The sequence below is a fragment of the Nostoc sp. CALU 1950 genome, assembly GCF_051172895.1.
Lineage (GTDB): Bacteria > Cyanobacteriota > Cyanobacteriia > Cyanobacteriales > Nostocaceae > Nostoc > Nostoc edaphicum_A.
This window is the reverse complement of sequence record NZ_JBDNJQ010000042.1, coordinates 23,667-50,207: the sequence shown is the minus strand read 5'-3', so window position 1 is coordinate 50,207 and position 26,541 is coordinate 23,667. Positions and strand designations below refer to the sequence as shown.

Genomic DNA, 26,541 nt, shown 5'->3' with positions numbered 1-26,541 from the left:
AAGACTGATTATTGTAGAGACGGCGATTCATCGCGTCTCTTGCCTTAACCGAACCGTATTGCCTCTTACCCCAACCTCGGACGTATCCCATAATGCCGATATCGCCAATAATCGCGCAGAATGCGATCGTGGTCAAAACATAAATTACCAGGGACACGCCAAGACTCAAAAATTCCTACACCCTTAGCATCATCCCCAGCCTTTGGTTCCCCCACTGCTGTCGCCAAAAATACAATGCTAATGGTATGCTGACGCGGATCGCGATTGGGGTCAGAATACACCAGTAATTGTTCAACTAATTCCACCTGTAAACCCGTTTCTTCCTCAGCTTCTCGCCGCGCCGCCACTTCCACCGCTTCACCATAATCCACAAAACCACCAGGAATAGCCCAACCTAAGGGTAGATTATGTCTTTCAATTAACACTATTGGCCGATGAGGTCGATCTACTAGTTCAATGATGATATCAACTGTCGGTGCAGGATTTCGGTAAGTCATAGTTATTTAGTCATTGGTCATTAGTCATTGGTCATTGGTCATTGATCATTGGTCATTCACAAAGGACAAATGACAAACGACAAATGACTTTACCTCCAAATACTGTTCCGTGATAAATTCGATGCGATCGCACAGCGTGTCCATCAGACAATTGCTCCTTCACATAATTCAGGTTAAATATGCCTTTTCCTAGATCCAGTGGCATTTTGCTGCATCCTACTTCCTTTCCTAGCCGATTTGGCGTTGGGGATTTAGGCTTAGAAGCCTATCGCTTCATTGATTTCCTTAAAGAGAGCCATCAACAATATTGGCAAGTTTTACCTTTAGGCCCCACTGGATACGGCAATTCCCCGTATATGTGCTACTCGGCAATGGCAGGAAATCCTCTGCTAATTAGCCCAGAAAAACTCTTAGAAGAGGGTTTGCTATCTGAAGAAGACTTTGCTAATTTACCAGGATTTCCAGGAGAAAAGGTAGATTTCGACCAGGTTGTGCCAATTAAGATTGGGCTACTCAAAAAAGCCTGTGAAAATTTTAGAGTGAATGCTACGCCTATCCAACAAAAAGAGTTTGCAGGTTTTTGCGACAGCAAAGCTTACTGGCTAGATAATTACGCCTTATTTATGGCGCTGAAAGATGCTCACAATGGCGCAAGCTGGCATACATGGGAAACAGAATTTGTCAAGCGGGAACCGGAAGCATTAGCTCAGGTAGAGCGTCGCCTCAACGGAGATATTTTCTATTACAAGTTTGTCCAATTTGAGTTTTTCCGACAATGGTCAGACCTGAAAAGCTACGCTAACATGCGCGGCATTGACATTATCGGCGATATCCCCATCTACGTAGCTCATGATAGTGCTGATGTCTGGGCGCATCCCGACATCTTTTGCTTAGACGAAGAGACAGGAGAAGCTGCCCAAATGGCAGGAGTCCCACCAGATTACTTTAGCGCCACCGGTCAATTGTGGGGAAACCCGGTTTATAACTGGGAGGAATTGCAAAAACAAGACTTTAAGTGGTGGGTACAACGCTTTGAGGCAATGCTGGATTATGTAGATATAATTCGCATTGACCACTTCCGGGGTTTCGAGGCTTATTGGTCAGTACCCAAAGGTGAAGAAACTGCCATGAATGGCGAATGGGTGGAAGCACCTGGAGATGCTTTTTTTGAAGCGATCAAACAGAAGTTGGGCAAGCTACCCGTCTTGGCGGAAGATTTGGGAGTAATTACACCAGAGGTAGAAGCGCTGCGGGACAAGTATGAATTTCCTGGGATGAAGGTTTTGCAGTTTGCCTTTGGTTCTGATCCCGGTAATCCATTTTTACCATTCAATTACCCGCGAAATGCTGTAGTTTATACCGGCACTCACGATAATGACACAACTGTAGGCTGGTTCAATTCAGCTAGCGACTACGAAAAGCATAACTTATGGCTTTATTTAGGTTGTATCTGTTCTGAAGGCATTCAATGGGATTTGATTCGCCTAGCTTTGAGTTCCATAGCCAACCAAGCAATTATTCCTTTGCAAGATGTCTTGGGATTAGGAAACGAAGCGCGGATGAATTTTCCTAGTGTTGCAGAGGGTAACTGGGAGTGGCGCTATCAAGCAGGAGCGTTGACAGACGAATTGCGCGATCGCTTGAAAGTTCTTACAAGACTCAATGGACGCGCCCCGCAAGACCAGTGAGGAGTGGGGAGATGAGGGAGCAGGGGGAGCAGGGGGAGAAAAAACTCCCTCATCTTCCTCATCTCCCTCATCTCCCTCATCTCAAAACTTAGGCTTGGCAGCAATCCTCACTTCTTCCTCTTTCCCCGGCTCTCCCATTTCCTTAGCTTTCTCTTGATTGACGCTCATCAAAACACCACCAGCATTATCAGTTTTCACTGTCAGTTGCTCTTGAGCTTTCCAAATTCGGTGAGTTCCCTCTGGGAGAATACCCTCAAACTCGATTTTGCCATCGGCTACAACGCGAATCCAGGATGATGCTTTCAAGGTGACACCAATCTGTAAAGTCTGTCCCTGTTGAATGCTGTTAAGGGTATCGCTGACAGGTTGAACTTTTAATGACTCTTTTGGTTTGGTTGGTTCTGGTTTATCAATAGACTTTTGTTTTAGGTATGGCTGATTTTGGCTATTACTTGCTTGTAGTACTGCGTTATTTAATAACTGAGATAAGCCATTTACAGAGCATACAATTAGCAATATGTAAAGAAAGTAAAGATGAATCGGACGTAGTTGATCAAGGCGTGAAATATTCCTCATACCTTGGGGGTTCAGTTGTGCAGAACTGATCGGAAAAGTGCCAGAAAATTCGACTCCATTCAGTCCTAGTGCATCGGCAAATTGCCTAATCAAACCCTGAATATAGACTGGTTCTGGCAGATCGTTTAAATTACCTTCTTCGATCGCCTGCAATAATCGCCGGGGAACCCTGGTTAATACAACCACTTGCTCTAGAGACAACCCCTGTTCTTGCCGCAATGCCCAAAGTTGAGCGCCCATTTCTGCCAACTTTTCGGCTCGTTGTTGCTCTAATGAAAGTGATGGCTGGTGATTATTCTTCTTTCTTAGCCATTTCATGCCTACTGACACTCCTTAACTCCACTGAATCAATAATTAGGTTGCGTTATTTGCTCTTGCAAAAAGTGAATCTCATCATCTGTGAGGGAACGATATTGACCCTCTGACAAAAAGGGTGCTTTTAGAGTTTGTAATTGAATTGTGCCGATCGCAGTCCGATGTAGTTGGATTACTGGATATCCTAACTGTTTAGCTATACGGCGAATTTGACGATTTCTTCCCTCCTGCAACACTATTTCTAACAAGCTTTGCTCGGTACGACGTTCTACAAGGTGTACCTTCGCAGTCCTGGTTTTTTTTCCCTCCAACATCACACCCTGACGCCACATTTGTAGAACTGCTTCTGGAGGATGTCCTTTGACCAAAACATGATATGTCTTGGAAATACTGTGGCGGGGATGGGTTAGTCCAAATGTCAGATTTCCGTCATTGGTCAGGATTAATGCTCCTGTAGAGTCTGCATCTAGACGCCCCACTGGGTGAATACCTGAACCCTCTCGTAATTCTTTCGGTAGTAGATCCAGGACTGTTGGTCTGCCGTGAGGGTCGTAGCAAGTCGAAACTACGCCCACTGGTTTGTGCAGCAATAGATATATTAAAGCCGGACGCTGCTTTTCGGATACAGGTTTACCATCAATTGCGATCGCATCTTTTTGGGGATCAACCTTTTGACCTAAATGGGCCAATACCCCATTAATCCGCACCCGTGAGTGCCTAATCATTTCCTCGGCTTCACGACGTGAGGCGATGCCCCATTGAGCAAGAATTTTTTGTAACCGTACCTCCATGTGGAAATTGCTTATTTACTGTTAACAATTAAATGATATTTGCATTTTGTAGCGAGTAGGCATAAATGTTACATTTAAGGCTTGTTTAATTTCTATTCGGTTGTTGAGCAAATACTCATACATAGATTGGTTAGTAGATGTCAGAGCAAAATTCACAAACAACAAATGCAAATAAAATCCGCATAATTACGCAGGTACTTACAAAAGCACTAAAGCTTTGGTTGAGAACACAAGTGAGCCAAATATCGGAATTAGAAGTGGAGATAAAAGCGAGCGATCGTCAACTTTTCTCTGGACGCATTCCTTTGGTATCTATTTTTGCTAGTCATGCAGTTTATCAAGGCCTCCTCATTACAAAAATTCAATTAATAGCAGAAAATATTCGGATAAATATCGGCTCCGTACTCAAGGGAAAACCCCTGCGACTGTTAGAAACAGTACAAGTAGCTGGTGATTTAATCGTAGACGAGAAGGATCTCAATGCTTCTCTCTCATCTGATTTATTATCAACTGCTTTGAGTGATTTATTGGTTAAGGTTTTGCCAACACATTACCCACAGTCACAACCAATTAATTGGCAAGAAATTCTGATTGGGAACAACCAAATTATACTGCGAGGTTTGAGAGTAACCAATAGTGAAACAACGCCTCTAGAGATTTGTCTGGGGTTACAGTTACTCAGTGGGCATGAGTTGCAAGTAGCACAGATCCAAATCAACCACGAGCAAGGAAATATATTGGAAGACAATCATGAGTACAATCTGGATCTTGGCTCAGATGTCGATATCGAAGAACTAACGCTGATCCCAGGAAAGCTGGTGTGTCGTGGGCGGATTAACGTTAACCCTTGATGATGGATTAAAAATATTAGTAACTTATTTTAAATGATATGGCGTCTCTCGAAAAAAGAGGGACTGGGGACTGAGGACTGGGGACTAGGGACTGGGGACTAGTGACTAGGAACTGGGAAAAAGTTTTCCCAATACCCAATCCCCAGTACCCAATCCCCAGTACCCAGTACCCAATACCCAGTACCCAATTCCCAACTAACTATTTACTAAGTAGTGGCAAAAGTAATGTCACAAAATAATAAACTAAAGGAGCAGTGAAAATATAGCTGTCGGTACGGTCTAAAATACCACCGTGACCGGGAATTAACTGTCCAGAATCTTTGACTCCAGCATCCCGCTTGAGTAGAGATTCAGTTAGATCCCCTAAAAGACTAGCAATGCCAATCAGCAAACCCAATGCTAGACCAGTAAAAGGGGATCTGGGCAAGTGGAGATAATAGGCTCCTGCTATAGCTACGGCAACACTTGAAGTAATGCCAAAGACAGCACCTTCTACAGTTTTTTTCGGGCTAATATCAGATAGACGAGTTTTACCAAAGAATTTACCAATGGTGTATGCACCAATATCGGCTGCCCAAATACACAAAAAAGTCAGCAGTGTTGCTGTAAAACCTTGTGATAAAGAAGCGGAATTTGCCTTTTCCCAGAAATCTGTCCAGGTTGCGGGCCAGTATCCTCCGAAAGGAAGATTGCTAAAAGCAGCAGTATCAATTGCTCGTAACCGCACCCAGTAACTCGGCAAATAACCTACGTAAAATAGCCCCATAATAGAAGCGGAAACATCAGCGATGGTGGCAAACTTTGGCTGAAACAGCAGGTAAAAACAAATAAGTGTGCCAGCTATTGGCATTACAGCGTCAGCTAAACTGCCATCAAGGGTACAAATCACCAGCAATATTTGGCTGACAGCCATAGTGGTTTTTGCGGCAGGAGCGATACCTCTGGCTCGCACCAAATTAAAATATTCCTGTTGACCCAAAAAGATGATGACCGCAAAGATGATGGTAAAGTACCAACCCCCCAAAAGGGTTGCTGAAAGAGCAAGAGCGATCGCAACAATTCCACTTATAATCCGAGACCAAGGCATAGAAGTATTTGGGATTGGGTACTGGGTACTGGGGATTGGGGATTGGGGATTGGGTATTGGGTATTGGGTATTGGGTATTTGGAAAACTTTTTCCCAGTCCCTAGTCCCTAGTCCCCAGTCCCTAGTCCCCAGTCCCTAGTCCAGTTTCTCACCACTGAGGATAAAAATGGGATCAACGGCGGTAAAGGTTTGAGAAAAGCCTCGTGTCTCTAGGCGGTTAACCGCAGACTGGACGACTTCGATATTTCTAGCCCTCAACAGAGAAAAGCTTTGGGAAATAGCATACAGACTTTCTAGATTAGCAGCTGTGGCTACAACCCGACCGGATGGCGGCAAATAATGCCAAGCTGCTTGCAGAATTTCCTGAATGGGTCGGCCTCCCTCGATACAAACACGGTGAGGGGTAATTTTGAGATCATGTAAACACTCTGGGGCGCTGCCTTCAACAACTTCGACATTTTTCACATCAAAGCGATCGCAGTTACGCTTAATTAGATTAGCTACTTCTTCATCTCTTTCTATAGCGATAATCTTTCCACCTGGACACAATAGCCCCACCTCTACCGGAATTGTACCCGTCCCTGCGCCAATATCCCACAACACGGAATCTGATTTTAGTCGCAGTTGGGAAATTAATAGCAGTCGGACTTCTCGCTGACTCAGAGGAATTCCTGGCAAATGTTCAAACAATTCATCAGGAATACCAGGGGTAATATAGGGCCAAAGTTGGGAGGGCATAGAATTACGCAATTATACTAAAGATATCGATTTGCCAAATTGAAAAGCAATAAGCTATAAAAACTTTTCAACCGTAGCATTAGAAGAAAACATAATGATTGGCGAAATATTAAGCGATCGCTATGAAGTTCAGCAGCTATTAGGAAAAAAAGCAGGGCGGCGGACATTATTAGCTCGTGATTTGCAAACTCAGGAATTAGTTGTTATCAAGTTACTCTCTTTTGGTAGTGACTTTGAATGGGATTCACTCAAGCTGTTTGAGCGAGAAGCCGAAACTTTAAAAAACCTAGCACATCCCTCAATTCCTGGCTATTTAAACTATTTTGAGGTAAATTTACCAACCATCAAAGGATTTGCTCTAGTACAAACTTATATCCCTGCACAAACCTTAGAGCAATGCTTACAAACTGGGCGGACTTTTACAGAAGCTGAAGTCAAATATATAGCCAAAGCACTTTTAGAGATTCTCGTTTACCTACATGGGCTTTATCCGCCTGTGATTCACCGTGATATTAAGCCTAGCAATATTTTATTGGGCGATCGCTCTGGTAATAGTATCGGTCAAGTTTATTTGGTAGATTTTGGCTCAGTGCAGACAGTCCTGGCTACCGAAACCGGGACAAGAACTGTGGTAGGAACTTATGGCTATATGCCACCAGAGCAATTTGGCGGACGCACTGTTGCAGCATCAGACCTCTATAGTTTAGGTGCAACCTTAATTTATTTAGTTACGGGCAATCACCCAGCCGATTTACCTCAAAAGGATTTTCGCATTCAGTTTGAACAACTGGCTAATTTGAGTCCCAGCCTGACTAGTTGGTTAAATTGGATGATTGAACCCAGTTTAGAACGGCGTTTGAGTTCTGCTGAACAAGCGATCGCAGCTTTGGAGAAACCACAACCGGCAAACTTGCCTACTTTGGTTGTTGGCAAACCAGATGGGAGTAAGATTCAACTAACGAAAAATGCAGACTCTCTAGAAATTATCGTTCCACCAGCTGGTTTTGATCCATCAATAATATTCACAGGTTTATTTGCGATCGTCTGGAATTCATTTATCCTCTTTTGGACAATTGGGGCACTCTCAGCGCCTTTTCCTGTCAACATACCCTTTGCCTTGTTCTCACTTCCTTTTTGGGGTGCTGGGTTTATGATGGTGTATAAACTTTTCTTTAATTTGTTTGGACGCATTTGTTTACGCTTAAATCCCGAACAAATTGCCTTAACCTGGGAGTTATTTGCTTGGAAATTTTATCGTCCCCGTGCATCGCCAAGACAAAGTATTACTAAGTTGGTTTATATTCCAAAACATTTTACTAAAGACTCTGAAGGCACTAGAATTGCCGTTCCAGCACAATTGGATATTTGGGTAGGAGTAAAAAAATATCAACTTGGTAGTATTGGTGGTGCGATTAAATCTGAAGCGGAACTGGAATGGCTAGCTCAGGAATTAAGTGATTGGTTAGGTTTGCCAATTACCAATCCAATTAGAAGTTAGTTGCACTCATCGGATTTGAGCCATCAATGTCTATATTTAATTACAGAAGCCTTAGAGGAAATTTATATGTTTGGACTGGGATGGCCAGAAATAGCTGTAATTAGCATAGTTGCTATTCTAATTTTCGGCCCAAAAAAAATTCCCGAACTGGGAACTGCACTGGGCAAAAGCCTACGAGGTTTTAAGGAGGAGATGAAAACCCCCAGCGAGGAAACCAATCAGGAAGAAGAAAAACAGTAATTAAAGGAGTCAGAAGACAGGAGTCAGCGCACTGCTTCCTCCTGATTCCTGACTACAGCAAGGTATTCACAACAGAAGAAGGTGTGATTCCATTTTGGGAATCGATGACAGTTGTGCCAGGATTTTGTTGGTGTGTCTCTTCTTTCGCTAAACCACGCAGCTTAATTAACTTAATAGCCCTAGTGACGCTTTCTGGTAAAATTACCACCAGACTGTTATCAGGAGCCATGTCTAAGCCTTTATTTATCGCTTGGGTTTCATCCAGAATTGATTCATAGCGGCTATCAGGCTTAACTTCGGTGATGCCTTGAATAATCAATTGGGCGGCTGATCCCCGTGCCCGTCCCCGTGTGTCATCGTCTTCTTTGATGATGATGTAATCAAAAATTTGTGCTGCTAATTTGCCCAAAGTAACAAAGTCTTCGTCACGGCGATCGCCTGGCCCACCAATTACGCCAATTCGTTGTCCTGTAGTCCAGTTCCGCACAAAGGAACCGACGGCTTCGTAACTGGCTGCGTTGTGAGCATAGTCTACCAAAGCGTGGTAGTTACCTAAATTAAACAGATTCATCCGTCCCGGCGTTTGACTAACTGAAGCCCGAAAAGTCCTCAAACCAGCCCGAATCTGTTCAATTGTGACGTTTTGCACGAATGCTGCCAAACTTGCAGCTAAAGCGTTGGCAATCATAAACGGCGCACGTCCGCCCATTGTTAAAGGTATATTTTCGGCTCTTTCTATGCGGTGTGTCCAATCACCTTTAACAATTGACAAATAGCCATTTTCATATACTGCTGCGACTCCACCCTTTTGGATGTGCTTTCGCACTAGTTCCGAGTCGGGGTTCATGGTGAAGTAAGCAATATTAGCCTTAGTTTTTTCTGACATGGCGGCGACGCGGCGATCGTCGGCATTGAGTACCGCGTAACCATCCGGGAATACGGCTTCCGCTACTACACTTTTGAGGTTAGCTAACTGCTCAATTGTATCTATATCGCCAATTCCTAAGTGGTCGGAGGCTACATTTAAAACCACGCCCACATTTGCTGCTTCAAAGCCCAATCCAGAGCGGAGAATGCCACCGCGAGCCGTTTCCAGTACCGCTACTTCCACTGTGGGATCTTGGAGGATGACGTGGGCACTTTGAGGGCCTGTGTTATCACCAGCTTCTACTAAGTAATCACCGATATATGTTCCATCAGTAGTAGTATATCCAACTACTTTCCCAGTCTGTTTATAAATATGTGCTAGTAGTCGGGTAGTAGTGGTTTTGCCATTAGTGCCTGTGACACTGAGAATCGGAATTTGGCTAGATTGCTCGTTAGGAAACAGCATATCCATCACTGCGCCAGCGACGTTACGGGGAATACCCACGCTTGGAGCAACGTGCATCCGAAAACCGGGAGCGGCGTTAACTTCGACAATTACGCCATCGACTTCCCGCAACGGACGGCTAATATCCGTAGTGACGATATCGAGTCCGGCGATATCTAAGCCGATAATCTTAACTACCCGTTGTGCCAACCAAAGATTTTCTGGATGAATTTCATCAGTACGGTCTACAGCACTACCACCTGTACTCAAGTTTGCCGTTGCCCTGAGATAACAAATAGTGCCCTTGGGTGGCACGCTATTTAGGGTGTAGCCTTGCCTTTCTAAGAGTTGGTAGCTAGTGCGGTCTAGTTCAATCTTGGTCAGGACGTTATCATGTCCTTCACCCCGATTTGGATCAAGGTTTGTTTCCTCAATTAGTTCGGAGATGGTTGATCTGCCATTGCCAATAACGTGAGCTGGGACGCGCTCGGCTACTGCTACTACTTTGCCATTTACCACCAATACTCTGTGGTCACGCCCAACGTAATATCTTTCGACAATAATTGATCGGGAAACCTGTCTAGCAGCTTCGTATCCGGCTTCAGCTTCTTCCCAAGTTCTGATATCAATGGTGATCCCGCGTCCGTGATTACCGTCCAGAGGCTTGATAACGATGGGATAGCCGCCAACGTATTCAATGGCTTGTTCCAAATCGTCTAAGAAGTTGATCACCGTACCTCTGGGAACTGGCGCACCAGCGGCAGCGAGAATGCGTTTAGTGGCTTCTTTATCGCAAGCTAGTTCTACGCCCAGAATGCTGGTGTTGTCGGTCATTGTGGCCTGCATTCGCTTCTGATTCACGCCATAGCCTAGCTGAATCAAAAAGCGGGCTTCCAGAGACATCCAGGGAATACCTCTTTTTTCTGCTTCTTTAACGATCGCTTCCGTAGAAGGGCCTAAGGAAGCATCACGGGTGAAGTCTTTCAGGTCTTGGATATCTTGCTCTAGTTCTGCCTTGGGATAACGGCCTCGATCAACGATACTCTGGCACAGCCGGACTGCGGCTCGTCCAGCGTAACGTCCCGCTTCCTCATTCAGGTACTCGATCACTACTTGGTAAATTCCGGGTGTGGCAGTTTCGCGGGTGCGGCCAAAGCCGACATGCATACCAGCTAATTCCTGGAGTTCTAGAGCTACGTGTTCCACTATGTGACCGATCATAGTGCCTTCTTTCACTCGCATCAAAAAACCGCCACGACAGCCAGGTGAACAATAATGGCCTTCCAGACTCGGCAGCGCCTCAACTAATCCTTCATAAAAGCCAGGGATTTCATTCGAGGGCGTCTCGCCAAGGGTTTCTAAATCGAGGCGCATGACGATCAGTTTGTGGCGTCGAATGCTCCAATAGTTTGGGCCGCGTAAGGTCTGGATCTTGAGGATTCTCATGGGAATAGGTAGATGGAGATTCGGAACCAAAATTCTAGTTTCTTACTGGAATTGACCGCTAAACTGTTCATCACAAACAGTTTTTTCTCTTTACATGGTATTCTTATCATTTTTCTACGGTAAGAAATAAATGTGCGGTCAACTCAGTGTAACCTCAGATACTCTATCCCGTCAGCTGGAGATTCGGTGTACAGCAGGCAATACAGTCCGCTGGTACAAGTGGAAGCGATCGCCGTAGCTGAGGATATGGAGACGTAAATTATGCACGGTTAACGGTTCATTAGCACCGACATGGGGTTCGTTGGTGTGGGTAAGTTCAGTGGGATCAACAATGGTGACACTGCCTTTACCCATAACTTGTAGCCAACCATCGCGTTCAAACACAGCACAAGTATCTTCGTCAATGCCAATACCTAAGCGATCGGGATGAGCTGAGATCGCACTAATCAGTCGCCCCATCCGATTACGGTTGTGAAAGTGTTGGTCAACGATGACTTCAGGAATAAATCCCAAACCCGTTGCCATATCTACTAGGGAACGATTGGGTGACTCTCCACTACCGCCGCCAGCAATCATGTGATGCCCCATTACTGCCGCTCCTGCACTGGTGCCTGCTAACGTAAGTTGCCCCGCCCTCACCCGCTGACGAATAATTTCCATTGCTGGCGTATCTGCCAATACGCCACAAAGACGCAGTTGGTCTCCTCCTGTCAAAAATACCCCACTACAGGCTTCTAAGGATGCTTTGATCTGGGAGGCTTCACACTGTTCCCGTTCGCGAATGTCTAAAATCTCTACCTTCTGAGCACCCATTTCTTCAAAAATGCGAATATACCGACCACCGATGATAGCGGGTTCGCGAGAGGCAGATGGAATAATTGTAATATAAGCCTTACTAGCACCGGCACGTCCAAAAAAAGTTCGTAGGATTTCGCGCCCATGAACTTTATCTTCAGCACCTCCGATAACCAGAACGGCGGTTTTAGTTGCTTGGGGTGTCCTCATTTCTAGCGATTTAGCTTGTAATTGCGGCATTGTGTTTCTCCTGTCAACAACTCTCAGGTGAATTTAACAAGGCTCAGTTGCCTGATGATCTTTGCGCTTTGCTTTTTTGAGAGGACACTTTTTGGAAGTTTGGAACTGGGTCAGCCACTCTCCAAATTCTCGCTTAACGCTCGCGTTGCCTCAGTCTAAACGTGTTCGTTCCCTTTTCTCAAAGCCAGCGCCTTGTTTTTCACCTGTCCACTTGCAGCAGGGCAAAATAGTCTTTATGGGGCTAGATTCCCACTCTAGGGTTGGGGACGAGCAGTTAAGACTACGCTTTTTTCTGAGGCTGGCTCGATGCATCCTGGAAGTTGTTAACTTGATATGATTATTAATTTAAATGTAGTTGTGACAACATTTAAACATAAATTAAGTAATTAGAAAAACTTTTGATCCCATCTAAAATCCAAGAGGTCTGGTAGTTTTAGATACTATTGATAAAGTTTAACTGGAGTTTGCCCCGACCTTGGCTTGCTGATGTTTGCTAGACATTCAAATTTAAGATTAGTGTCCTCGAATACGAATAACTGTGCGCTTTGATATAGTTACGCTTTTTCCTGACTGTTTTAACTCTGTTCTCAATTCTGGGCTGCTAGGTAAAGCTTTAGCCAAACAGATTGCCGAAGTGCATCTGATTAACCCACGAGACTTTACCACTGACAAGCACCGAAAGGTAGATGATGAACCTTATGGTGGCGGCGTTGGGATGCTAATGAAGCCAGAACCTATTTTTACCGCTGTGGAGTCGCTGCCAATTCTAGCCCGAAGAGAAGTAATTTTGATGAGTCCACAGGGTCAAACAATCAATCAGCCTCTTTTGAAAGAATTGGTGACAAATTATGACCAGTTAGTAGTTATTTGCGGGCATTACGAAGGAGTGGATGAGAGGGTGCTGCATTTGGTAACTCGTGAAGTATCTTTAGGCGATTTTATTCTCACTGGCGGGGAAATTCCAGCAATGGCTTTGATTAATGGCGTGGTGCGGCTAATACCAGGAACCGTGGCTAAAACAGAGTCCCTCACAGCAGAAAGTTTCGAGGAAGGGTTATTGGACTATCCTCAATATACTCGTCCTGCAAATTTTCGCGGTTTGAAAGTGCCTGATGTTTTGCTCAGTGGGAATCACGCAGCGATCGCAAAGTGGCGTTACGAACAACAAATTAAAAAAACCCGCGATCGCCGCCCCGATCTCTTGGAGAAATTGGAGCAGGGGGAGCAGGGGGAGCAGGGGAGCAGGGGAGCAGGGAGAGAATAATATATTTCTAACTCCTGACAAATGACAAATGACAAATGACAAATGACAAAAATTCGTATTGGTAACGGCTACGATATCCATCGATTGGTGAGCGATCGCGCTTTGATTTTAGGTGGAATTCAAATTCCCCATGAACTGGGTTTATTAGGTCACAGTGACGCTGATGTGCTTACCCATGCAATTATGGATGCCATGCTTGGGGCATTATCTTTGGGCGATATTGGTCATTATTTTCCCCCTAGCGATCCCAAATGGGCGGGAGCAGATAGTTTAGTACTATTAACTCAAGTACATCAACTGATTCGGGATCAAGGCTGGCAGATCGGAAATATTGACTCGGTGGTAGTAGCAGAACGTCCAAAATTAAAACCACATATTCACAATATGCGTGACAAACTAGCGGCGGTTTTAGAATTACAACCAAATCAAATTGGTATCAAAGCTACCACCAATGAAAAATTAGGCCCTGTTGGACGCGAAGAAGGAATATGTGCTTATGCTGTCGTCTTGTTAGTTGCTTCAGAGTAACTTTTGTTTTAGCCCCTGATAAAGATATTCAAGACTGAATAGGATGGAAATAAATTTGAAATTATGAAATTTTTTAGCACAATATTTCTGGCAATTAAACATTTTTGGTTGCCAATAATTTTGACTTCAGCAACAGCACTTACACTTACCGCCTGCAACCCTACTAACTTCAAAAGTTCAGCCGCTCAAGTGCCGCAATTGGTAAGTGCCATTCTCAGTGATCCTAAAACTTTTAACTACCCTCTCAGCCAGGAATCTCCCAATGTTTTTCCTCTGATTTATGAAGGATTAACTACTGAAAATCCCATAACTGGCAAAATCGAGCCTGCTTTAGCAGAATCTTGGGAAATTGCTGATGATAAATTGCGGTTTGTTTTTACCCTACGTCAGGGATTGAAATGGTCTGATGGGAAACCCTTAACAGCAGATGATGTAGTATTTACCTTCAACCAAATTTACCTGAACGAAGCGATTCCCGCAGATGCTAGAGATGTGTTACGGATTGGTGAAAGTCGAGCATTACCAAAGGTACGAAAAATCGATGCTCAACGGATTGAATTCACAACTCCAGAACCCTTTGCACCGTTTTTGGGAACTCTAGGACTGCCAATTTTACCTGCTCATACCCTAGAACCGTTTATCAAGACAAAAGACCAAGAGGGTAAGCCCATATTTTTGTCAAAGTGGGGCGTTGATACGCCTCCAGATCAAATTATCGTTAACGGCCCTTACAAGCTAGAACGCTATGACACGAGTCAACGTGTAGTGTTCAGGCGCAACCCATACTATTGGCGCAAAGGCCCGAAAGGAGAACCCCAGCCTTATATTGAACGGGTTGTCTGGCAAATTGTAGAATCAACAGATACATCTTTACTACAATTTCGTTCTGGCGGATTGGATACTGTGGGAGTTTCACCAGATTATTTTTCTTTGCTAAAGGTGCAGGAAGAACAAGGGAATTTCAAAATTTTTAATGGTGGCCCAGCAACTGGTACGACGTTTGTTTTATTCAATTTGAATAAAGGTAAAAGGAATGGAAAACCGCTGGTTGATCCAGTTAAATCGCGTTGGTTCAATACTGTAGAGTTTCGGCAGGCAGTAGCCTATGCAATTGACCGACAAACAATGATTAATAATACTTTTCGTGGTTTGGGTCAACCACAAAATTCACCCATTTCCGTGCAAAGCCCTTATTATTTGTCGCCTAAAGAAGGACTAAAAGTTTATAACTACAATATAGAAAAGGCGAAGGAACTGCTACTAAAAGCAGGATTCAAATATAACAACAACCAACTAATCGATGCTCAAGGAAACCGCGTCCGCTTCTCGTTGCTTACCAATGCTGGTAACAAAATCCGCGAAGCAATTGGATCGCAGATTAAACAAGACTTGAGTAAAATTGGTATTCAAGTTGATTTTACTCCTCTAGCATGGAATACTTACACAGATAAGCTGTCAAATTCATTAGACTGGGAAGTTTCTATGCTGGGTCTGACTGGTGGTTTAGAACCAAATGATGGGGCTAATGTCTGGTCGCCTGAAGGAGGATTACACATGTTTAATCAAAAACCTCAAGCCGGACAAAAGCCAATTGAAGGTTGGGAAGTGTCCCCTTGGGAAGCAGAAATCGCTAAGTTATACATTCAAGGGGCAAGGGAACTAGACCCAGCAAAGCGGAAAGAAATTTATGCCGAAACCCAAAGGATTACCCAAGAAAACTTACCGTTTATTTATCTAGTTAACCCCTTATCAATGTCAGCAGTGCGTAATCGCTTTGAAGGTATCCAATACTCTGCATTGGGTGGCGCATTCTGGAACATTCATGAAATCAAAATAACAAATTAGTCATTAGTCATTAGTCATTAGTCATTGGTCATTACTTGCAGAGAAAAAAATCAATGACAAAAAACAAATGACAAAGGACAAAGGACAAAGGACAGATGACAAATGACTGATGAAAAAATATTGCGATCGCTCCTCGAAGCGGTTGCCAATGGTAAAGTTACCCCAGATACGGCATTAGACTCACTCAAAAACTTAACTTATGAATCTGTTGGTGAATTTGCCAAAATTGACCACCATCGCCAGCTAAGAACTGGTTTCCCAGAAGTGATTTGGGGCCCTGGTAAAACTCCCGATCAAATTGCTCAAATTATGGAGGTGATGCGCCTTCGCAACCCCGTGGTGATGGCGACTCGCATTGAACCAGCAGTTTATGAGGCACTGCAATCAAAAGTTAGCAATTTACGATATTACCAATCGGCGCGAATTTGTGCGATCGCTCCTCCTACCATCGAACCACAATTCCAGGGTGAAATCGGCATTCTTTCTGCTGGTACTGCCGATTTACCTGTTGCTGAAGAAGCCGCTGTCACCGCTGAACTTTCTGGTTTTCAGGTAAAGCGCCTCTGGGATGTTGGCGTTGCTGGAATTCACCGTTTATTAAGTAACCGTCACCTGATTGAGTCAGCATCGGTGTTGATTGTCGTGGCGGGGATGGAAGGCGCTTTACCTAGCGTTGTCGCTGGTTTAGCGAGTTGTCCAGTCATTGCTGTACCCACCAGCATCGGTTATGGTGCAAGTTTTAATGGTTTAGCGCCTTTATTGACAATGCTCAACTCTTGTGCAGCGGGAGTAGGCGTAGTAAATATCGACAATGGTTTTGGTGCAGCAGTGTTAGCGGGGCAAATTTTGCGGACTGCCGAGAAATTGCGGTTGGCATCGGCTGCATCTTGAGTTAAGACATTGAAGTTATATCCAATATTTCAGTAAATATCAGTATTTAATGTAAAAAATAAACTGATACTGGAATTTGCCACTCATAACTTCTTAAGCACCAAATATGATCCACTACAGCGATTTGACATCTCAGTTACTTTGGCATTTGCCTGTAAATTGGACAGCCCTAGCACAAACAATTACAGATCCAGACCTGATGGGTCAGATTCAAAAGTCTTGGAACCACTTTATACAAACAGGTCAAGTGTGGGCATTGTTGATTGGTTTAGTCATTGGCTATATGATTCGGAATCTAACTAGCTACGGTTAAAGTAATTTTGGATTTTGGATTTTGGATTTTGGATTAATCCAAAATCTAAAATCTAAAATTGATGCCCTTCCCTCATATTTATGACCAAAGAACAAACTTGGAGCCAGCGGTTTGAATCAGCGTTGCATCCAGCGATCGCTCGTTTTAATGCCAGTATAGGTTTTGATATTGAATTAATAGAATATGACCTGACTGGTTCTCAAGCTCATGCCAAAATGCTCGCTCATACGGGCATTATCTCCCCAGAAGAAGGAGAGCAACTGGTTGCCGGTTTAGAACAAATTCGCCAAGAGTACCGCCAGGGTAAATTTCAGCCTGGTGTCGATGCTGAAGATGTACATTTTGCAGTTGAACACCGATTGACAGAAATTGTCGGCGATGTGGGTAAAAAAGTGCATACGGCGCGATCGCGTAACGATCAAGTTGGCACTGATACCAGACTCTACCTCCGCGACCAAATCCAACAAATTAAAAGCGAATTGCGAGAATTTCAAGGTGTTTTACTAGATATAGCCGAAAAGCACGTTGAAACTCTGATTCCTGGCTATACTCACCTACAACGCGCCCAACCTGTGAGTTTAGCTCACCACCTTTTGGCATACTTTCAAATGGCGCAACGTGACTGCGAACGCTTAGGAGATGTTTCTCGCCGTGTGAATATCTCACCTTTGGGGTGCGGTGCTTTAGCGGGAACCACTTTCCCCATCGATCGCCACTACACAGCCAAACTACTGAATTTTGACGATATTTATGCCAATAGCCTCGATGGAGTGAGCGATCGCGATTTTGCGATCGAATTCTTGTGTGCGGCTAGCTTGATTATGGTTCACCTCAGCCGTCTTGCAGAAGAAGTCATTCTTTGGTCATCTGAGGAATTTCGCTTTGTCACCCTCAAAGATAGCTGTGCTACTGGTTCCAGTATCATGCCCCAAAAGAAAAACCCCGATGTCCCAGAATTGGTACGGGGGAAAACAGGACGTGTATTCGGCCATCTGCAAGCAATGTTGGTGATTATGAAGGGGCTACCCCTGGCATATAACAAAGACTTACAAGAAGATAAAGAAGGTCTATTTGATAGCGTTAACACAGTCAAAGCCTCTCTAGAAGCGATGACGATTTTGCTTAGGGAAGGCTTGGAATTTCGTACCCAGCGGTTAGCAGAAGCTGTGGCGGAAGATTTTTCCAATGCTACCGATGTAGCAGATTATCTGGCAGCGCGGGGTGTTCCTTTCCGGGAAGCTTATAACCTTGTGGGTAAGGTGGTAAAAACTAGTATTGCCGCAGGTAAACTGCTGAAAGATTTGAAATTAGAAGAATGGCAAAAACTACATCCGGCATTTGCAGAAGATATTTATGAGGCGATATCCCCCCGTCAAGTTGTAGCAGCCCGTAATAGTTACGGTGGTACTGGCTTTGCACAGGTAAGCAAAGCACTCATAGCTGCCCGCGCTCAAATCGATCGATAGAGGGAGTGGGGATTAGGGGCAATGGGGAATTGAGAATAGTTTTCTTTGCCAATGCCCAATAATAAATAAAGGCGTACACTTGTACGCCTTAAAAGATAAATAATCTAAATAAAAAGGATTTAAGCAGACAGCTTAGTCAGTGTCAGCTGCTGTTGCTGCGCCTTCTTCTTCTTCACTCTTGGGTGGTCTTTGTTGGAACCTTCTCTGCATTCTTCCTGTCGTAGTTCGTTTACGAAACTTTCTGGCATACGCCTGGTTACGTAGCGCCTTTTCTTTTTTCGGGTTACGGCGCTTGGCCATGTTCACCTCATTAATAAACAACAAAAAAGTATCAACTAGGCATCACGTAGGCAATATCAGCTACCAATGTTATTGATATACCTGTAGCCCAGTGCAGCAATAAATACGCTTTAAACAGTGTACTAGTCTACCGCATTTAACCTAGTTATGTCAATAATAATTCATAATCATCCCCACCAGCTAGATTAAAAATACCTTTTCTTAGATTTCCATCTGTGAAATAGATTGTAAATTTAGATTGTAAATTAGCTAACTAGTTGTTGTTCTTGAAACAAAGCAATCTTATCAATAAAGAATAAAGGCATTAGTCGTCAAAATTTATTTCGCAACTTTATACTTAATTGTCTCTTCTGACTTCTTATTCTTATGATTTTTTTAAATGTGTACTAAAAAACTATTAGCGGTAGCTAGTTTCAGCAGCACTAATACTAGCTATAAACTGAAAATTTTCCTGAGCCAATGAATATTATGTATATATAAATACAGTGCTTCTATTGAAACTTGATGTTAGAATCAATAATATTCTACGTAAATCGTGAGAATAAAATCTCAAACCACAAACATTTTTGTATAAAACAAAACTCAACAAAAATTTTATTAGTTGAGTCTATGTAAGTGGTAGAGAACTATAGAATACAATACATAAATTTTGAAGATTGAACGTTATTGCTTTCTTTCCGGCAGCTGTCCAGTCCACACGTAGCTTATGGCGTATTGGACAAACAGTATTGGGTATAATATTTCGTCATCCCATTACTGGCACTAGTATCATCCCAATTTTACCCGATGGTCGGATAGTACTGATCCGGCGGCGTGATGATGGTCTTTGGGCATTGCCTGGAGGAATGGTGGATTGGGGAGAAGATATTCCCAACACAGTCCGCCGGGAATTGATCGAGGAAACCGGACTAGAATTGGTGAAAATTAACCGTTTGGTAGGAGTTTACTCTGCACCAGACCGCGATCCCAGAATCCATTCAATTTGTATTGTGGTTGAAGCCGAGGTACATGGGACAATGGAAATTCAGGATACTTTAGAAGTCATGGAAATCCAAGCTTTTTCTCCCAGTTTCCTACCTTCAGGACAGATGTCTCACGACCATACTCGGCAGTTGCAAGACTACTTGAATGGCTTGACAACACTGGCATAACAATATACTTAGTCATTAGTCATTAGTCCTACCCTGTGGGAAACTGCTGGCGTATCTATGTCATTTGCTGCCAAAGTTATGATCTAAGGAAATCTCTTTTCTCTACTAGAGGCTGCCCCAAAGAGAGGCTACGCGAACGGTTCACACTTCTCTGTTTGTAATTGTCCAAAACTAATTGTTAATAACCAATGACCAATGACCAATGACAAATGACAAATGACAAATGACAAATGACAAATGGCAAATGACAAATGACAAATGACAAATGACAAATGACAAATGACAAATAACCAATGACCAATGAACAATGACCAATGACAAATGACTATTTATTATGATGCTAAAAGTTAACTACTAAATTAAAATGGATACACTATTCCGTAACTCGCGGAGAAAGCTCTCTCAAGGGCTATTATTCTGGCGTGAAGTCGGTGAAAAAACTCCTATAATTTTTTTACATGGTGCTTGGAATGAGAGCAGTCAATGGTTATCTGTGATGGAGTCTCTTGCACAAGATTTTCATTGTTTTGCACCTGATTTGTTAGGGTTTGGTGAATCAGAGAATCCTAATATCCACCATTCGATAGATTTACAGGTAGAGTGTCTAGCTGAATTTTTGCAAGCTGTGAAGCTAGAAAAAGTATATTTAGTGGGGCATTCCCTTGGGGGTTGGATTGCTGCTAGCTATGCTTTAAAGTATCCAGAAAAAGTTGACGGTGTGGTACTGCTAGCACCAGAGGGTGTAGAGATAGCAGGACAAGAACAGTATTGCCGAAAGATGCGGCGATTATTGAATTATCCACCACTAATAGTTAAATTGTTGCGATCGCTAATTCCATTGACTAAAATTCTGGGTTGGTATGAAAAAATTGCCCAGGATTTGCAATTACGTCAGGAATTGTCGCGTTACCCGATAGCTTGTCAGTTACTTTTCAAACGACGACAAGTAGAAATTGAGGCGGAATTAGTGCAAAAGCGGCTTTATATGATAGATGCCCCAGTTTTTATTTTACAAGGTGGCCAAGATACACCAGATGCTTTAGCCAAGAGCCGGGTTTATGCTCAACTAATGCCAAAAGTCGAGTTGAAAATGATTGCCCATGCCGGAAATGACTTACCAGAATCTTGTGCTGGGGTTACGGCGATCGAGATTCGGGAGTTTATTGAAGGTATTTTAAAAAGCCATAATTTGAACGAATTAAACTAGCTCATTCAGAGTTTGCTGCCAATCCACTACACATATTCCTTCGCTCTCAAACCGTGATATGTGTTTCAAGTTTTTTGTCACAACTATAACCAAATCAAAACTCTTCGAGCGCGCAAAAAGTCACGAATTAACCACCATTTATTACTATTTCCCGCATTCCCCAAAATATTAAATTTGATTCCACAATCAAACGTGCTGCAATCTCAGGATAAAACGCTTGCAGATAGTTTAGGAATAAAGTGTGATCGCCACCTTTAATTGCAATTTTCCCATCAGGAAATAAATGCCACCACGCCTCAATAAAATCTTTAATCCCAGCTATTAATGTGTAAATGACTCCACTTTGAATTGCTTCTGTAGTAGTCAGCCCAAAACGTGGTGGTAGAGAGGCAATATTGTGCATTTCTACTAATGGTAATTGTCCTGTCTTTTGACCGAGAGTCGCAAACTGTAAACCTAATCCCGGAAGAATTGCGCCTCCAATCAGACATTGGTTAGCATCCGCAGCTGTAAAAGTTAGCGCTGTACCAGCATCAATCACCAACATTGGAAAACCCCAAGCTTTCCCCGCACCCCACAAAGCTAAAGCGCGGTCAATTCCTAGTGTGGGATAAACACCTGTTAGTGGTATTTGGTCTAAGGTAATAACGCAAGTATTTGGGTAAGTTTGCCAAATAGCAGTTTGGCTAGGAACTACGGAGGCTAATAGAAGAGGGCAGAGAGGTAGAGTTTTTGTTAGAGATTCACCTTGCTGGCTGGGCGGAAAAATTTTCTCTAGTAAATCATCTAGGGTTTGACATTCAGCTAAGTGTTGTATAACAGACTCAGGAAGATAGTCAGTATCCCAAGCGGAATAGAGTGTTTCGCCTACAAACAATGCCCAATGCAGTCGGGAATTACCAATCTCCAACGCTAGCCAAATTTCCTCTCTGTATTCTCTGTGCTTCTGCGGTTTCACACTTTTAAATTTTTTAAGTCAACCATCAATTATTTAATAAAAATTAACATTCAAGCCGTGTCACAATAAAAGAAGAGGAAGAAATACTCATTGTGTCAAGGAGGGAGTTATGGTAGCGCTCACCGAAAAAACTGAAAAACGGCTCACCATACAGACTGTAGAGATTGCTCAAGAGACGACGGCTATTCGCTCTTTGGACTGGGATCGCGATCGCTTTGATATTGAGTTTGGTCTACAAAACGGTACTACTTATAACTCGTTTCTTATTCGCGGGGAGCAGACTGCCTTAGTTGACACCTCCCACGAAAAGTTTCGTCAACTATATTTTGATACGCTTACCGGACTAATCAACCCAACAGATATTGATTATTTAATTATCAGCCACACTGAGCCAGACCACAGCGGTTTAGTTAAAGATTTACTGCAAATGGCTCCAGAAATAACCGTTGTCGGTTCTAAAGTGGCGATTCAGTTTCTAGAGGATTTGGTACATCAGCCATTCAAACGGCGGATTGTGAAAAATGGCGATCGCTTAGATTTGGGCAATGGTCATGAATTTGAATTCGTGATTGCCCCAAATTTACATTGGCCGGATACAATTTTCAGCTTCGACCACAAAACCAAAGTTCTCTACACCTGCGATGCTTTTGGTTTGCACTATTGCTCAGATAGCACCTTTGATGAAGACTTGACAGCTATCGAAGAAGACTTTCATTACTACTACGATTGCTTGATGGGGCCAAATGCACGTTCAGTTCTCTCTGCCTTGAAGCGGATGGCAGAACTAAAAACCATCGATATGGTTGCTACAGGACACGGGCCATTATTATCTCACAATGTTGAGGAACTAATTGGACGTTATCGCACCTGGAGCCAAACCCAAGCCAAGCCAGAAACGGTAATTGGAATATTTTACGTTTCCGAATACGGATATAGCGATCGCCTGGCGCAAGCAATTGCCAACGGTATCGGTAAAACCGGTGTTGCCGTGGAAATTGTCGATTTGGGATCTGAAGTCGATTTACAAGAACTGCGCGAACTAGTTAGCCGTTGTGCGGGATTAATCGTTGGTCTACCTCCGGCTTCTGGCGCTGCGAACATTCAATCTGCACTCAGCACAATTTTAGGATCAGCCAAAGAAAAGCAAGCCATCGGTGTTTTTGAAGCCGGCGGTGGCGATGATGAGCCAATAGATCCTTTGCTGAGTAAATTCCGCAATTTGGGTTTGACAACTGTTTTTCCAGCGATTCGGATTAAACAAACGCCTACGGAAAATACTTACAAGCTGTGTGAAGAAGCGGGTACAGACTTAGCTCAATGGGTAACACGCGATCGCAGTATCAAAGCCATGAAATCCCTTAGTGCTGACTTAGATAAAGCACTAGGTAGAATCAGCGGCGGACTATATATTATTACTGCCAAAAAAGGCGATGTTTCCAGTGCTATGCTAGCGTCTTGGGTGAGTCAAGCTAGCTTTAAGCCCTTGGGATTTTCCATTGCAGTAGCCAAAGATCGGGCAATTGAATCACTCATGCAAGTAGGCGATCGCTTTGTTCTCAACGTTTTAGAAGAAGGCAATTTCCAACCACTCATGAAACACTTTTTAAAACGGTTCGCCCCTGGTGCAGATCGCTTTGAAGGTGTGAGAACTCAGCCAGCCGAAAATGGTGCGCCTATTCTCAACGATGCCCTCGCCTACATGGAGTGTGAAGTCATCAGTAGAATGGATTGTGGCGACCACTGGGCGGTATACAGCACAGTCTACGCCGGACGAGTTTCTAAGCCAGAAGCTTTGACTGCTGTGCATCACCGTAAAGTCGGTAATCACTACTAAAAAGTTAGGAGTTAGGAGTTAGAAGTTAGAAGTTAAAAATTAGTAGTTGTAGGGACGAGTTTAACAAAAAATATCGTCTGCACAACGGAAGTTACAAGATTTAGATTAACGACTTTCTTCAACTCATAACTCATAACTCATAACTCATAACTCATAACTCATAACTCTTATTTTAGCCATGTCAAAAAATAAACCCCGTGATGTTCAAGTTTATCCAATAGCCACTGATACAAGAATACTGCGATCGCGCAGTTGGTCAAGGCTCAGATTTGAAATTGAATACGCTCTTGCTAAGGGTACAACTGCTAATTCTTATTTAATCGAAAGCGATAAAAACGCAATTATCGATCCTCCAGGGGAAACGTTTACGCAAATTTATTTAGAAGCGTTACAGCAACGTTTCCATCTCGAAGACCTAGATTATGTAATTTTGGGACACGTAAATCCTAACCGCGCCGCAACTTTAAAAGCTTTGTTAGAAATTGCCCCGCAAATCACTTTTGTGTGTTCTAATCCAGGGGCGATAAATTTACGTGCAGCGCTAGAAAATCCAGATTTGCAAATTCTTGTGATGCGGGGTGAAGAAACTCTAGATTTGGGTAATGGGCATAATTTACAATTTATTCCCATCCCGAATCCCCGCTATGCAGATCAACTCAGCACCTACGATCCACAAACAGAAGTTTTGTACTCAGATAAGTTATTTGGGGCGCATGTTTGTGGAGATCAGGTCTTTGATGAAGGTTGGGAAGTATATAACGAGGATCGGCGCTATTATTTTGATTGCCTGATGGCTCCCCACGCCCGTCAAGTTGAAACAGCGCTGGATAAACTTGTCGATTTTCCCGTGAGAATGTATGCCACTGGACACGGCCCTTTGGTGCGCTATGGCTTAATCGAACTGACCAAAGCTTATCGAGAATGGAGTCAACAGCAAACTTCTGCTGACTTGACAGTAGCGTTGATTTATGCATCAGCTTATGGAAATACAGCCACATTAGCCCAAGCGATCGCTCGTGGCATTACAAAAGCTGGCGTCGCTGTAGAATCGATTAACTGCGAATTTACTGAACCAGAAGAAATCCGGGCGGCTGTGGAAAAAGCCGGTGGTTTCATCATGGGTTCTCCTACTCTTGGGGGCCATGCACCAACACCTGTACAAACAGCATTAGGAATTGTCCTATCCACCGCTACTAATAATAAACTTGCTGGTGTTTTTGGTTCTTTTGGCTGGAGTGGAGAAGCAGTTGATTTAATTGAGGGTAAATTGAAAGATGCTGGTTATCGCTTTGGTTTTGACACTATCCGCGTAAAATTCAAACCCAACGATGCCACCTTACAATTATGTGAAGAAGCTGGAACTGACTTTGCCCAAGCACTCAAAAAAGCTAGAAAAGTGCGATCGCCTAGTCAACCTGCAACAACTGTAGAACAAGCAGTTGGTCGGATTGTGGGTTCTCTTTGCGTTCTTACAGCCAAAGAAGGCGATCGCTCCAGTGCTATGTTAGCTTCTTGGGTATCTCAAGCCAGCTTTAGTCCACCTGGTTTAACCATCGCCGTTGCCAAAGACCGGGCAGTAGAAACACTGACTCATACAGGAAACAAATTTGTCCTCAACATCCTTAAAGAAGGGAATCATTTAGGATTGATGAAGCACTTCCTCAAACCTTTTGGCCCAGGACAAGACCGATTTGCTGATGTCGCCGCTCAAGAAACTGAAAGTGGTTCTCCCATACTTACGGATGCTTTAGCATATCTCGAATGTTCTGTACAAAACCGGATGGAATCTGGCGACCACTGGCTGGTTTATGCGACTGTCGAGAGTGGCAAATTGTTAGATACTGATGGCATCACAGCCGTACATCATCGCAAGTCGGCAACTCATTATTAATTGGGAATGGGGCATTGGGCATTGGGCATTGGGCATGGGGCATGAAGTCAGATGACTAGAGGATAGTGTAAAACTATTCTCTAAACCCCAGCCCATTCTATAAAACTGAAGTGTCGAGTTCTGAGGTAAAAAGTAGAGATTTGGAGAGCGATCGCAGATAATCTTATTTTCACGAATCGTCTATTGGTAAGCTTGTCTGGAGAGATGCGATCGCTTAGTAAAATAATTTATTTGTGACTTGTATCTTTTAGAGTGTTTTGAGTAAAAACGGAATGCAGCCTTTCAGATTTGCTCATAAGCAGACAAAAAATCCTCTCTTGAGATACCTGCTTGAGTACAGATGGATCTCAACGTCGAACCTTTAATTTGAGAATGGTTAGGCATAGTCAGTGGAGTTTTTGTTCCATCTTCGTTTTCTCGCTCCATAACAATATGTTCCCGCTCTCTAATAACAGTAAATCCCAGAAATTCTAATGTCTTAATTACTTTAGTTTTAGATGCATCTACTGGAAATTTAACCATTAAATAGGAACCTCAGCTTCTGCCACAAAAGCTTCTAGGACTGTTGATTCCTCTTCTAAAACCTCTTGACCAAATATCTCTATATGGCAGTGGATAGCAGATTTAACATCAGCTAGTGCTTCCTCATAGCTGTCACCTTCGCCAACTACAACCCCTTTGATACCCAAGGGATAGGCTACGTAACCGTCGTTATGTTTTTCAACAATAATTTTGATTGCTCTCATTGTCATATAAAAGAATGGCTAAAAAGTTCGGGGGGAATGTAGGACTTACACACAATAAACCCTGCAACCCCCT

26 protein-coding genes are annotated in these 26,541 nt (G+C 43.4%); 14 read left to right on the top strand and 12 right to left on the bottom strand.

The features are described from left to right. Window positions 1-65: 65 nt before the first annotated feature. Window positions 66-497, bottom strand: coding sequence for an NUDIX domain-containing protein (locus ABF638_RS14035; protein ID WP_435023276.1), 432 nt, complete (start codon window positions 495-497; stop codon window positions 66-68). A gap of 52 nt (window positions 498-549) precedes the next feature. Beyond that, entirely contained in the window at window positions 550-702 is a 153-nt protein-coding gene (locus ABF638_RS14030) for a hypothetical protein (protein ID WP_435023275.1), read from the bottom strand. Here ABF638_RS14030 and malQ point away from each other — a divergent pair. Then, window positions 677-2,185 (top strand): 4-alpha-glucanotransferase, encoded by a 1,509-nt coding sequence (gene malQ, locus ABF638_RS14025; protein ID WP_435023274.1) that lies wholly within the window; start codon window positions 677-679, stop codon window positions 2,183-2,185. The genes ABF638_RS14030 and malQ overlap by 26 nt on opposite strands. Window positions 2,186-2,266: 81 nt before the next feature. On the opposite strand, the gene ABF638_RS14020 is transcribed toward malQ, so the two are convergent. Together ABF638_RS14020 and ABF638_RS14015 are read right to left on the bottom strand one after the other, a co-directional pair. After that, window positions 2,267-3,079: a helix-turn-helix domain-containing protein gene (locus ABF638_RS14020; protein ID WP_435023273.1), complete on the bottom strand. Its 813-nt coding sequence runs from the start codon at window positions 3,077-3,079 to the stop codon at window positions 2,267-2,269. Between the two features lie 29 nt (window positions 3,080-3,108). Next, window positions 3,109-3,867, bottom strand: coding sequence for a pseudouridine synthase (locus ABF638_RS14015; protein ID WP_435023272.1), 759 nt, complete (start codon window positions 3,865-3,867; stop codon window positions 3,109-3,111). A gap of 137 nt (window positions 3,868-4,004) precedes the next feature. Between ABF638_RS14015 and ABF638_RS14010 the strand changes: the two genes are divergently transcribed. Then, complete coding sequence (locus ABF638_RS14010; RefSeq protein ID WP_435023271.1) at window positions 4,005-4,718, top strand: LmeA family phospholipid-binding protein; 714 nt, start codon at window positions 4,005-4,007, stop codon at window positions 4,716-4,718. 199 nt (window positions 4,719-4,917) lie between these two features. On the opposite strand, the gene ABF638_RS14005 is transcribed toward ABF638_RS14010, so the two are convergent. Together ABF638_RS14005 and cbiT are read right to left on the bottom strand one after the other, a co-directional pair. Then, window positions 4,918-5,805: a phosphatidate cytidylyltransferase gene (locus ABF638_RS14005; protein WP_420758144.1), complete on the bottom strand. Its 888-nt coding sequence runs from the start codon at window positions 5,803-5,805 to the stop codon at window positions 4,918-4,920. 135 nt (window positions 5,806-5,940) lie between these two features. Beyond that, window positions 5,941-6,543, bottom strand: coding sequence for a precorrin-6Y C5,15-methyltransferase subunit CbiT (gene cbiT / locus ABF638_RS14000; RefSeq protein WP_069072620.1), 603 nt, complete (start codon window positions 6,541-6,543; stop codon window positions 5,941-5,943). 94 nt (window positions 6,544-6,637) lie between these two features. Here cbiT and ABF638_RS13995 point away from each other — a divergent pair, with 94 nt between their 5' ends. Together ABF638_RS13995 and ABF638_RS13990 are read left to right on the top strand one after the other, a co-directional pair. Continuing rightward, window positions 6,638-8,041 carry a serine/threonine protein kinase gene (locus ABF638_RS13995; RefSeq protein WP_435023270.1) on the top strand — a complete coding sequence of 468 codons (1,404 nt, stop codon included), beginning with the start codon at window positions 6,638-6,640 and terminating at the stop codon, window positions 8,039-8,041. A 66-nt stretch (window positions 8,042-8,107) separates the two neighbouring features. Continuing rightward, window positions 8,108-8,281: a Sec-independent protein translocase subunit TatA/TatB gene (locus ABF638_RS13990; protein WP_181932761.1), complete on the top strand. Its 174-nt coding sequence runs from the start codon at window positions 8,108-8,110 to the stop codon at window positions 8,279-8,281. A 52-nt stretch (window positions 8,282-8,333) separates the two neighbouring features. Here the strand turns inward: ABF638_RS13990 and cphA are convergent, their stop codons facing one another. Further along, on the bottom strand, window positions 8,334-11,039 hold the full coding sequence (gene cphA / locus ABF638_RS13985; protein ID WP_435023277.1) for a cyanophycin synthetase: 2,706 nt from the start codon (window positions 11,037-11,039) through the stop codon (window positions 8,334-8,336). Window positions 11,040-11,210: 171 nt separating this feature from the next. Beyond that, window positions 11,211-12,074: a cyanophycinase gene (locus ABF638_RS13980; RefSeq protein ID WP_069072616.1), complete on the bottom strand. Its 864-nt coding sequence runs from the start codon at window positions 12,072-12,074 to the stop codon at window positions 11,211-11,213. A 538-nt stretch (window positions 12,075-12,612) separates the two neighbouring features. On the opposite strand from ABF638_RS13980, the gene trmD reads away from it, so the two are divergent. The 6 genes from trmD to argH all read left to right on the top strand — a co-directional run bounded on the left by trmD (window position 12,613) and on the right by argH (window position 18,381). Further along, window positions 12,613-13,338, top strand: coding sequence for a tRNA (guanosine(37)-N1)-methyltransferase TrmD (gene trmD, locus ABF638_RS13975; RefSeq protein ID WP_435023269.1), 726 nt, complete (start codon window positions 12,613-12,615; stop codon window positions 13,336-13,338). Between the two features lie 42 nt (window positions 13,339-13,380). After that, on the top strand, window positions 13,381-13,866 hold the full coding sequence (gene ispF / locus ABF638_RS13970) for a 2-C-methyl-D-erythritol 2,4-cyclodiphosphate synthase (RefSeq protein ID WP_435023268.1): 486 nt from the start codon (window positions 13,381-13,383) through the stop codon (window positions 13,864-13,866). 63 nt (window positions 13,867-13,929) lie between these two features. Further along, complete coding sequence (locus ABF638_RS13965; RefSeq protein ID WP_435023267.1) at window positions 13,930-15,711, top strand: ABC transporter substrate-binding protein; 1,782 nt, start codon at window positions 13,930-13,932, stop codon at window positions 15,709-15,711. A 102-nt stretch (window positions 15,712-15,813) separates the two neighbouring features. Then, on the top strand, window positions 15,814-16,602 hold the full coding sequence (gene larB, locus ABF638_RS13960; RefSeq protein WP_435023266.1) for a nickel pincer cofactor biosynthesis protein LarB: 789 nt from the start codon (window positions 15,814-15,816) through the stop codon (window positions 16,600-16,602). Between the two features lie 106 nt (window positions 16,603-16,708). Then, entirely contained in the window at window positions 16,709-16,915 is a 207-nt protein-coding gene (locus ABF638_RS13955; RefSeq protein WP_435023265.1) for a hypothetical protein, read from the top strand. An 80-nt stretch (window positions 16,916-16,995) separates the two neighbouring features. Then, the gene (gene argH / locus ABF638_RS13950) at window positions 16,996-18,381 is read left to right on the top strand and encodes an argininosuccinate lyase (RefSeq protein ID WP_435023264.1); all 1,386 of its coding nucleotides are present in this window, start codon (window positions 16,996-16,998) and stop codon (window positions 18,379-18,381) included. Between the two features lie 132 nt (window positions 18,382-18,513). On the opposite strand, the gene ABF638_RS13945 is transcribed toward argH, so the two are convergent. Beyond that, on the bottom strand, window positions 18,514-18,681 hold the full coding sequence (locus ABF638_RS13945; RefSeq protein WP_012412073.1) for a hypothetical protein: 168 nt from the start codon (window positions 18,679-18,681) through the stop codon (window positions 18,514-18,516). 656 nt (window positions 18,682-19,337) lie between these two features. On the opposite strand from ABF638_RS13945, the gene ABF638_RS13940 reads away from it, so the two are divergent. Together ABF638_RS13940 and ABF638_RS13935 are read left to right on the top strand one after the other, a co-directional pair. Next, the gene (locus tag ABF638_RS13940; RefSeq protein WP_181927776.1) at window positions 19,338-19,832 is read left to right on the top strand and encodes an NUDIX hydrolase; all 495 of its coding nucleotides are present in this window, start codon (window positions 19,338-19,340) and stop codon (window positions 19,830-19,832) included. 364 nt (window positions 19,833-20,196) lie between these two features. Then, window positions 20,197-21,039 (top strand): alpha/beta fold hydrolase, encoded by an 843-nt coding sequence (locus tag ABF638_RS13935; protein ID WP_435023263.1) that lies wholly within the window; start codon window positions 20,197-20,199, stop codon window positions 21,037-21,039. 127 nt (window positions 21,040-21,166) lie between these two features. On the opposite strand, the gene ABF638_RS13930 is transcribed toward ABF638_RS13935, so the two are convergent. Then, complete coding sequence (locus tag ABF638_RS13930) at window positions 21,167-21,997, bottom strand: pantothenate kinase (protein ID WP_435023262.1); 831 nt, start codon at window positions 21,995-21,997, stop codon at window positions 21,167-21,169. A 109-nt stretch (window positions 21,998-22,106) separates the two neighbouring features. On the opposite strand from ABF638_RS13930, the gene ABF638_RS13925 reads away from it, so the two are divergent. Next, entirely contained in the window at window positions 22,107-23,831 is a 1,725-nt protein-coding gene (locus tag ABF638_RS13925; protein ID WP_435023261.1) for a diflavin flavoprotein, read from the top strand. 178 nt (window positions 23,832-24,009) lie between these two features. Then, window positions 24,010-25,722 (top strand): diflavin flavoprotein, encoded by a 1,713-nt coding sequence (locus tag ABF638_RS13920; RefSeq protein WP_435023260.1) that lies wholly within the window; start codon window positions 24,010-24,012, stop codon window positions 25,720-25,722. Window positions 25,723-26,004: 282 nt separating this feature from the next. Here ABF638_RS13920 and ABF638_RS13915 read toward each other — a convergent pair whose 3' ends face one another. Both ABF638_RS13915 and ABF638_RS13910 read right to left on the bottom strand, forming a co-directional pair. After that, a complete protein-coding gene (locus ABF638_RS13915; RefSeq protein ID WP_435023259.1) occupies window positions 26,005-26,244 on the bottom strand; it encodes a type II toxin-antitoxin system HicA family toxin in 240 nt (79 codons plus the stop codon). Beyond that, entirely contained in the window at window positions 26,244-26,474 is a 231-nt protein-coding gene (locus ABF638_RS13910; RefSeq protein WP_435023258.1) for a type II toxin-antitoxin system HicB family antitoxin, read from the bottom strand. Before ABF638_RS13910 ends, ABF638_RS13915 begins: the two co-directional genes overlap by 1 nt. Window positions 26,475-26,541 lie beyond the last annotated feature (67 nt).

Excerpts from the sequence above, each read along its gene's own strand:
- ABF638_RS13990 (WP_181932761.1), top strand. The coding sequence starts at position 8,108 with ATGTTTGGACTGGGATGGCCAGAAATAGCTGTAATTAGCATAGTTGCT.
- ABF638_RS13965 (WP_435023267.1), top strand. The coding sequence starts at position 13,930 with ATGAAATTTTTTAGCACAATATTTCTGGCAATTAAACATTTTTGGTTG.
- ABF638_RS13980 (WP_069072616.1), bottom strand. The coding sequence starts at position 12,074 with ATGCCGCAATTACAAGCTAAATCGCTAGAAATGAGGACACCCCAAGCA.
- malQ (WP_435023274.1), top strand. The coding sequence starts at position 677 with ATGCCTTTTCCTAGATCCAGTGGCATTTTGCTGCATCCTACTTCCTTT.
- ABF638_RS13920 (WP_435023260.1), top strand. The coding sequence starts at position 24,010 with ATGTCAAAAAATAAACCCCGTGATGTTCAAGTTTATCCAATAGCCACT.
- ABF638_RS14005 (WP_420758144.1), bottom strand. The coding sequence starts at position 5,805 with ATGCCTTGGTCTCGGATTATAAGTGGAATTGTTGCGATCGCTCTTGCT.
- ABF638_RS14020 (WP_435023273.1), bottom strand. The coding sequence starts at position 3,079 with ATGAAATGGCTAAGAAAGAAGAATAATCACCAGCCATCACTTTCATTA.
- cphA (WP_435023277.1), bottom strand. The coding sequence starts at position 11,039 with ATGAGAATCCTCAAGATCCAGACCTTACGCGGCCCAAACTATTGGAGC.
- ABF638_RS13935 (WP_435023263.1), top strand. The coding sequence starts at position 20,197 with ATGGATACACTATTCCGTAACTCGCGGAGAAAGCTCTCTCAAGGGCTA.
- ABF638_RS14035 (WP_435023276.1), bottom strand. The coding sequence starts at position 497 with ATGACTTACCGAAATCCTGCACCGACAGTTGATATCATCATTGAACTA.
- ABF638_RS14030 (WP_435023275.1), bottom strand. The coding sequence starts at position 702 with ATGCCACTGGATCTAGGAAAAGGCATATTTAACCTGAATTATGTGAAG.
- ABF638_RS13945 (WP_012412073.1), bottom strand. The coding sequence starts at position 18,681 with ATGGCCAAGCGCCGTAACCCGAAAAAAGAAAAGGCGCTACGTAACCAG.
- ABF638_RS13995 (WP_435023270.1), top strand. The coding sequence starts at position 6,638 with ATGATTGGCGAAATATTAAGCGATCGCTATGAAGTTCAGCAGCTATTA.
- ABF638_RS13915 (WP_435023259.1), bottom strand. The coding sequence starts at position 26,244 with ATGGTTAAATTTCCAGTAGATGCATCTAAAACTAAAGTAATTAAGACA.
- argH (WP_435023264.1), top strand. The coding sequence starts at position 16,996 with ATGACCAAAGAACAAACTTGGAGCCAGCGGTTTGAATCAGCGTTGCAT.
- ABF638_RS13910 (WP_435023258.1), bottom strand. The coding sequence starts at position 26,474 with ATGACAATGAGAGCAATCAAAATTATTGTTGAAAAACATAACGACGGT.
- cbiT (WP_069072620.1), bottom strand. The coding sequence starts at position 6,543 with ATGCCCTCCCAACTTTGGCCCTATATTACCCCTGGTATTCCTGATGAA.
- ABF638_RS14010 (WP_435023271.1), top strand. The coding sequence starts at position 4,005 with ATGTCAGAGCAAAATTCACAAACAACAAATGCAAATAAAATCCGCATA.
- ispF (WP_435023268.1), top strand. The coding sequence starts at position 13,381 with ATGACAAAAATTCGTATTGGTAACGGCTACGATATCCATCGATTGGTG.
- larB (WP_435023266.1), top strand. The coding sequence starts at position 15,814 with ATGACTGATGAAAAAATATTGCGATCGCTCCTCGAAGCGGTTGCCAAT.
- ABF638_RS14015 (WP_435023272.1), bottom strand. The coding sequence starts at position 3,867 with ATGGAGGTACGGTTACAAAAAATTCTTGCTCAATGGGGCATCGCCTCA.
- ABF638_RS13955 (WP_435023265.1), top strand. The coding sequence starts at position 16,709 with ATGATCCACTACAGCGATTTGACATCTCAGTTACTTTGGCATTTGCCT.
- ABF638_RS13925 (WP_435023261.1), top strand. The coding sequence starts at position 22,107 with ATGGTAGCGCTCACCGAAAAAACTGAAAAACGGCTCACCATACAGACT.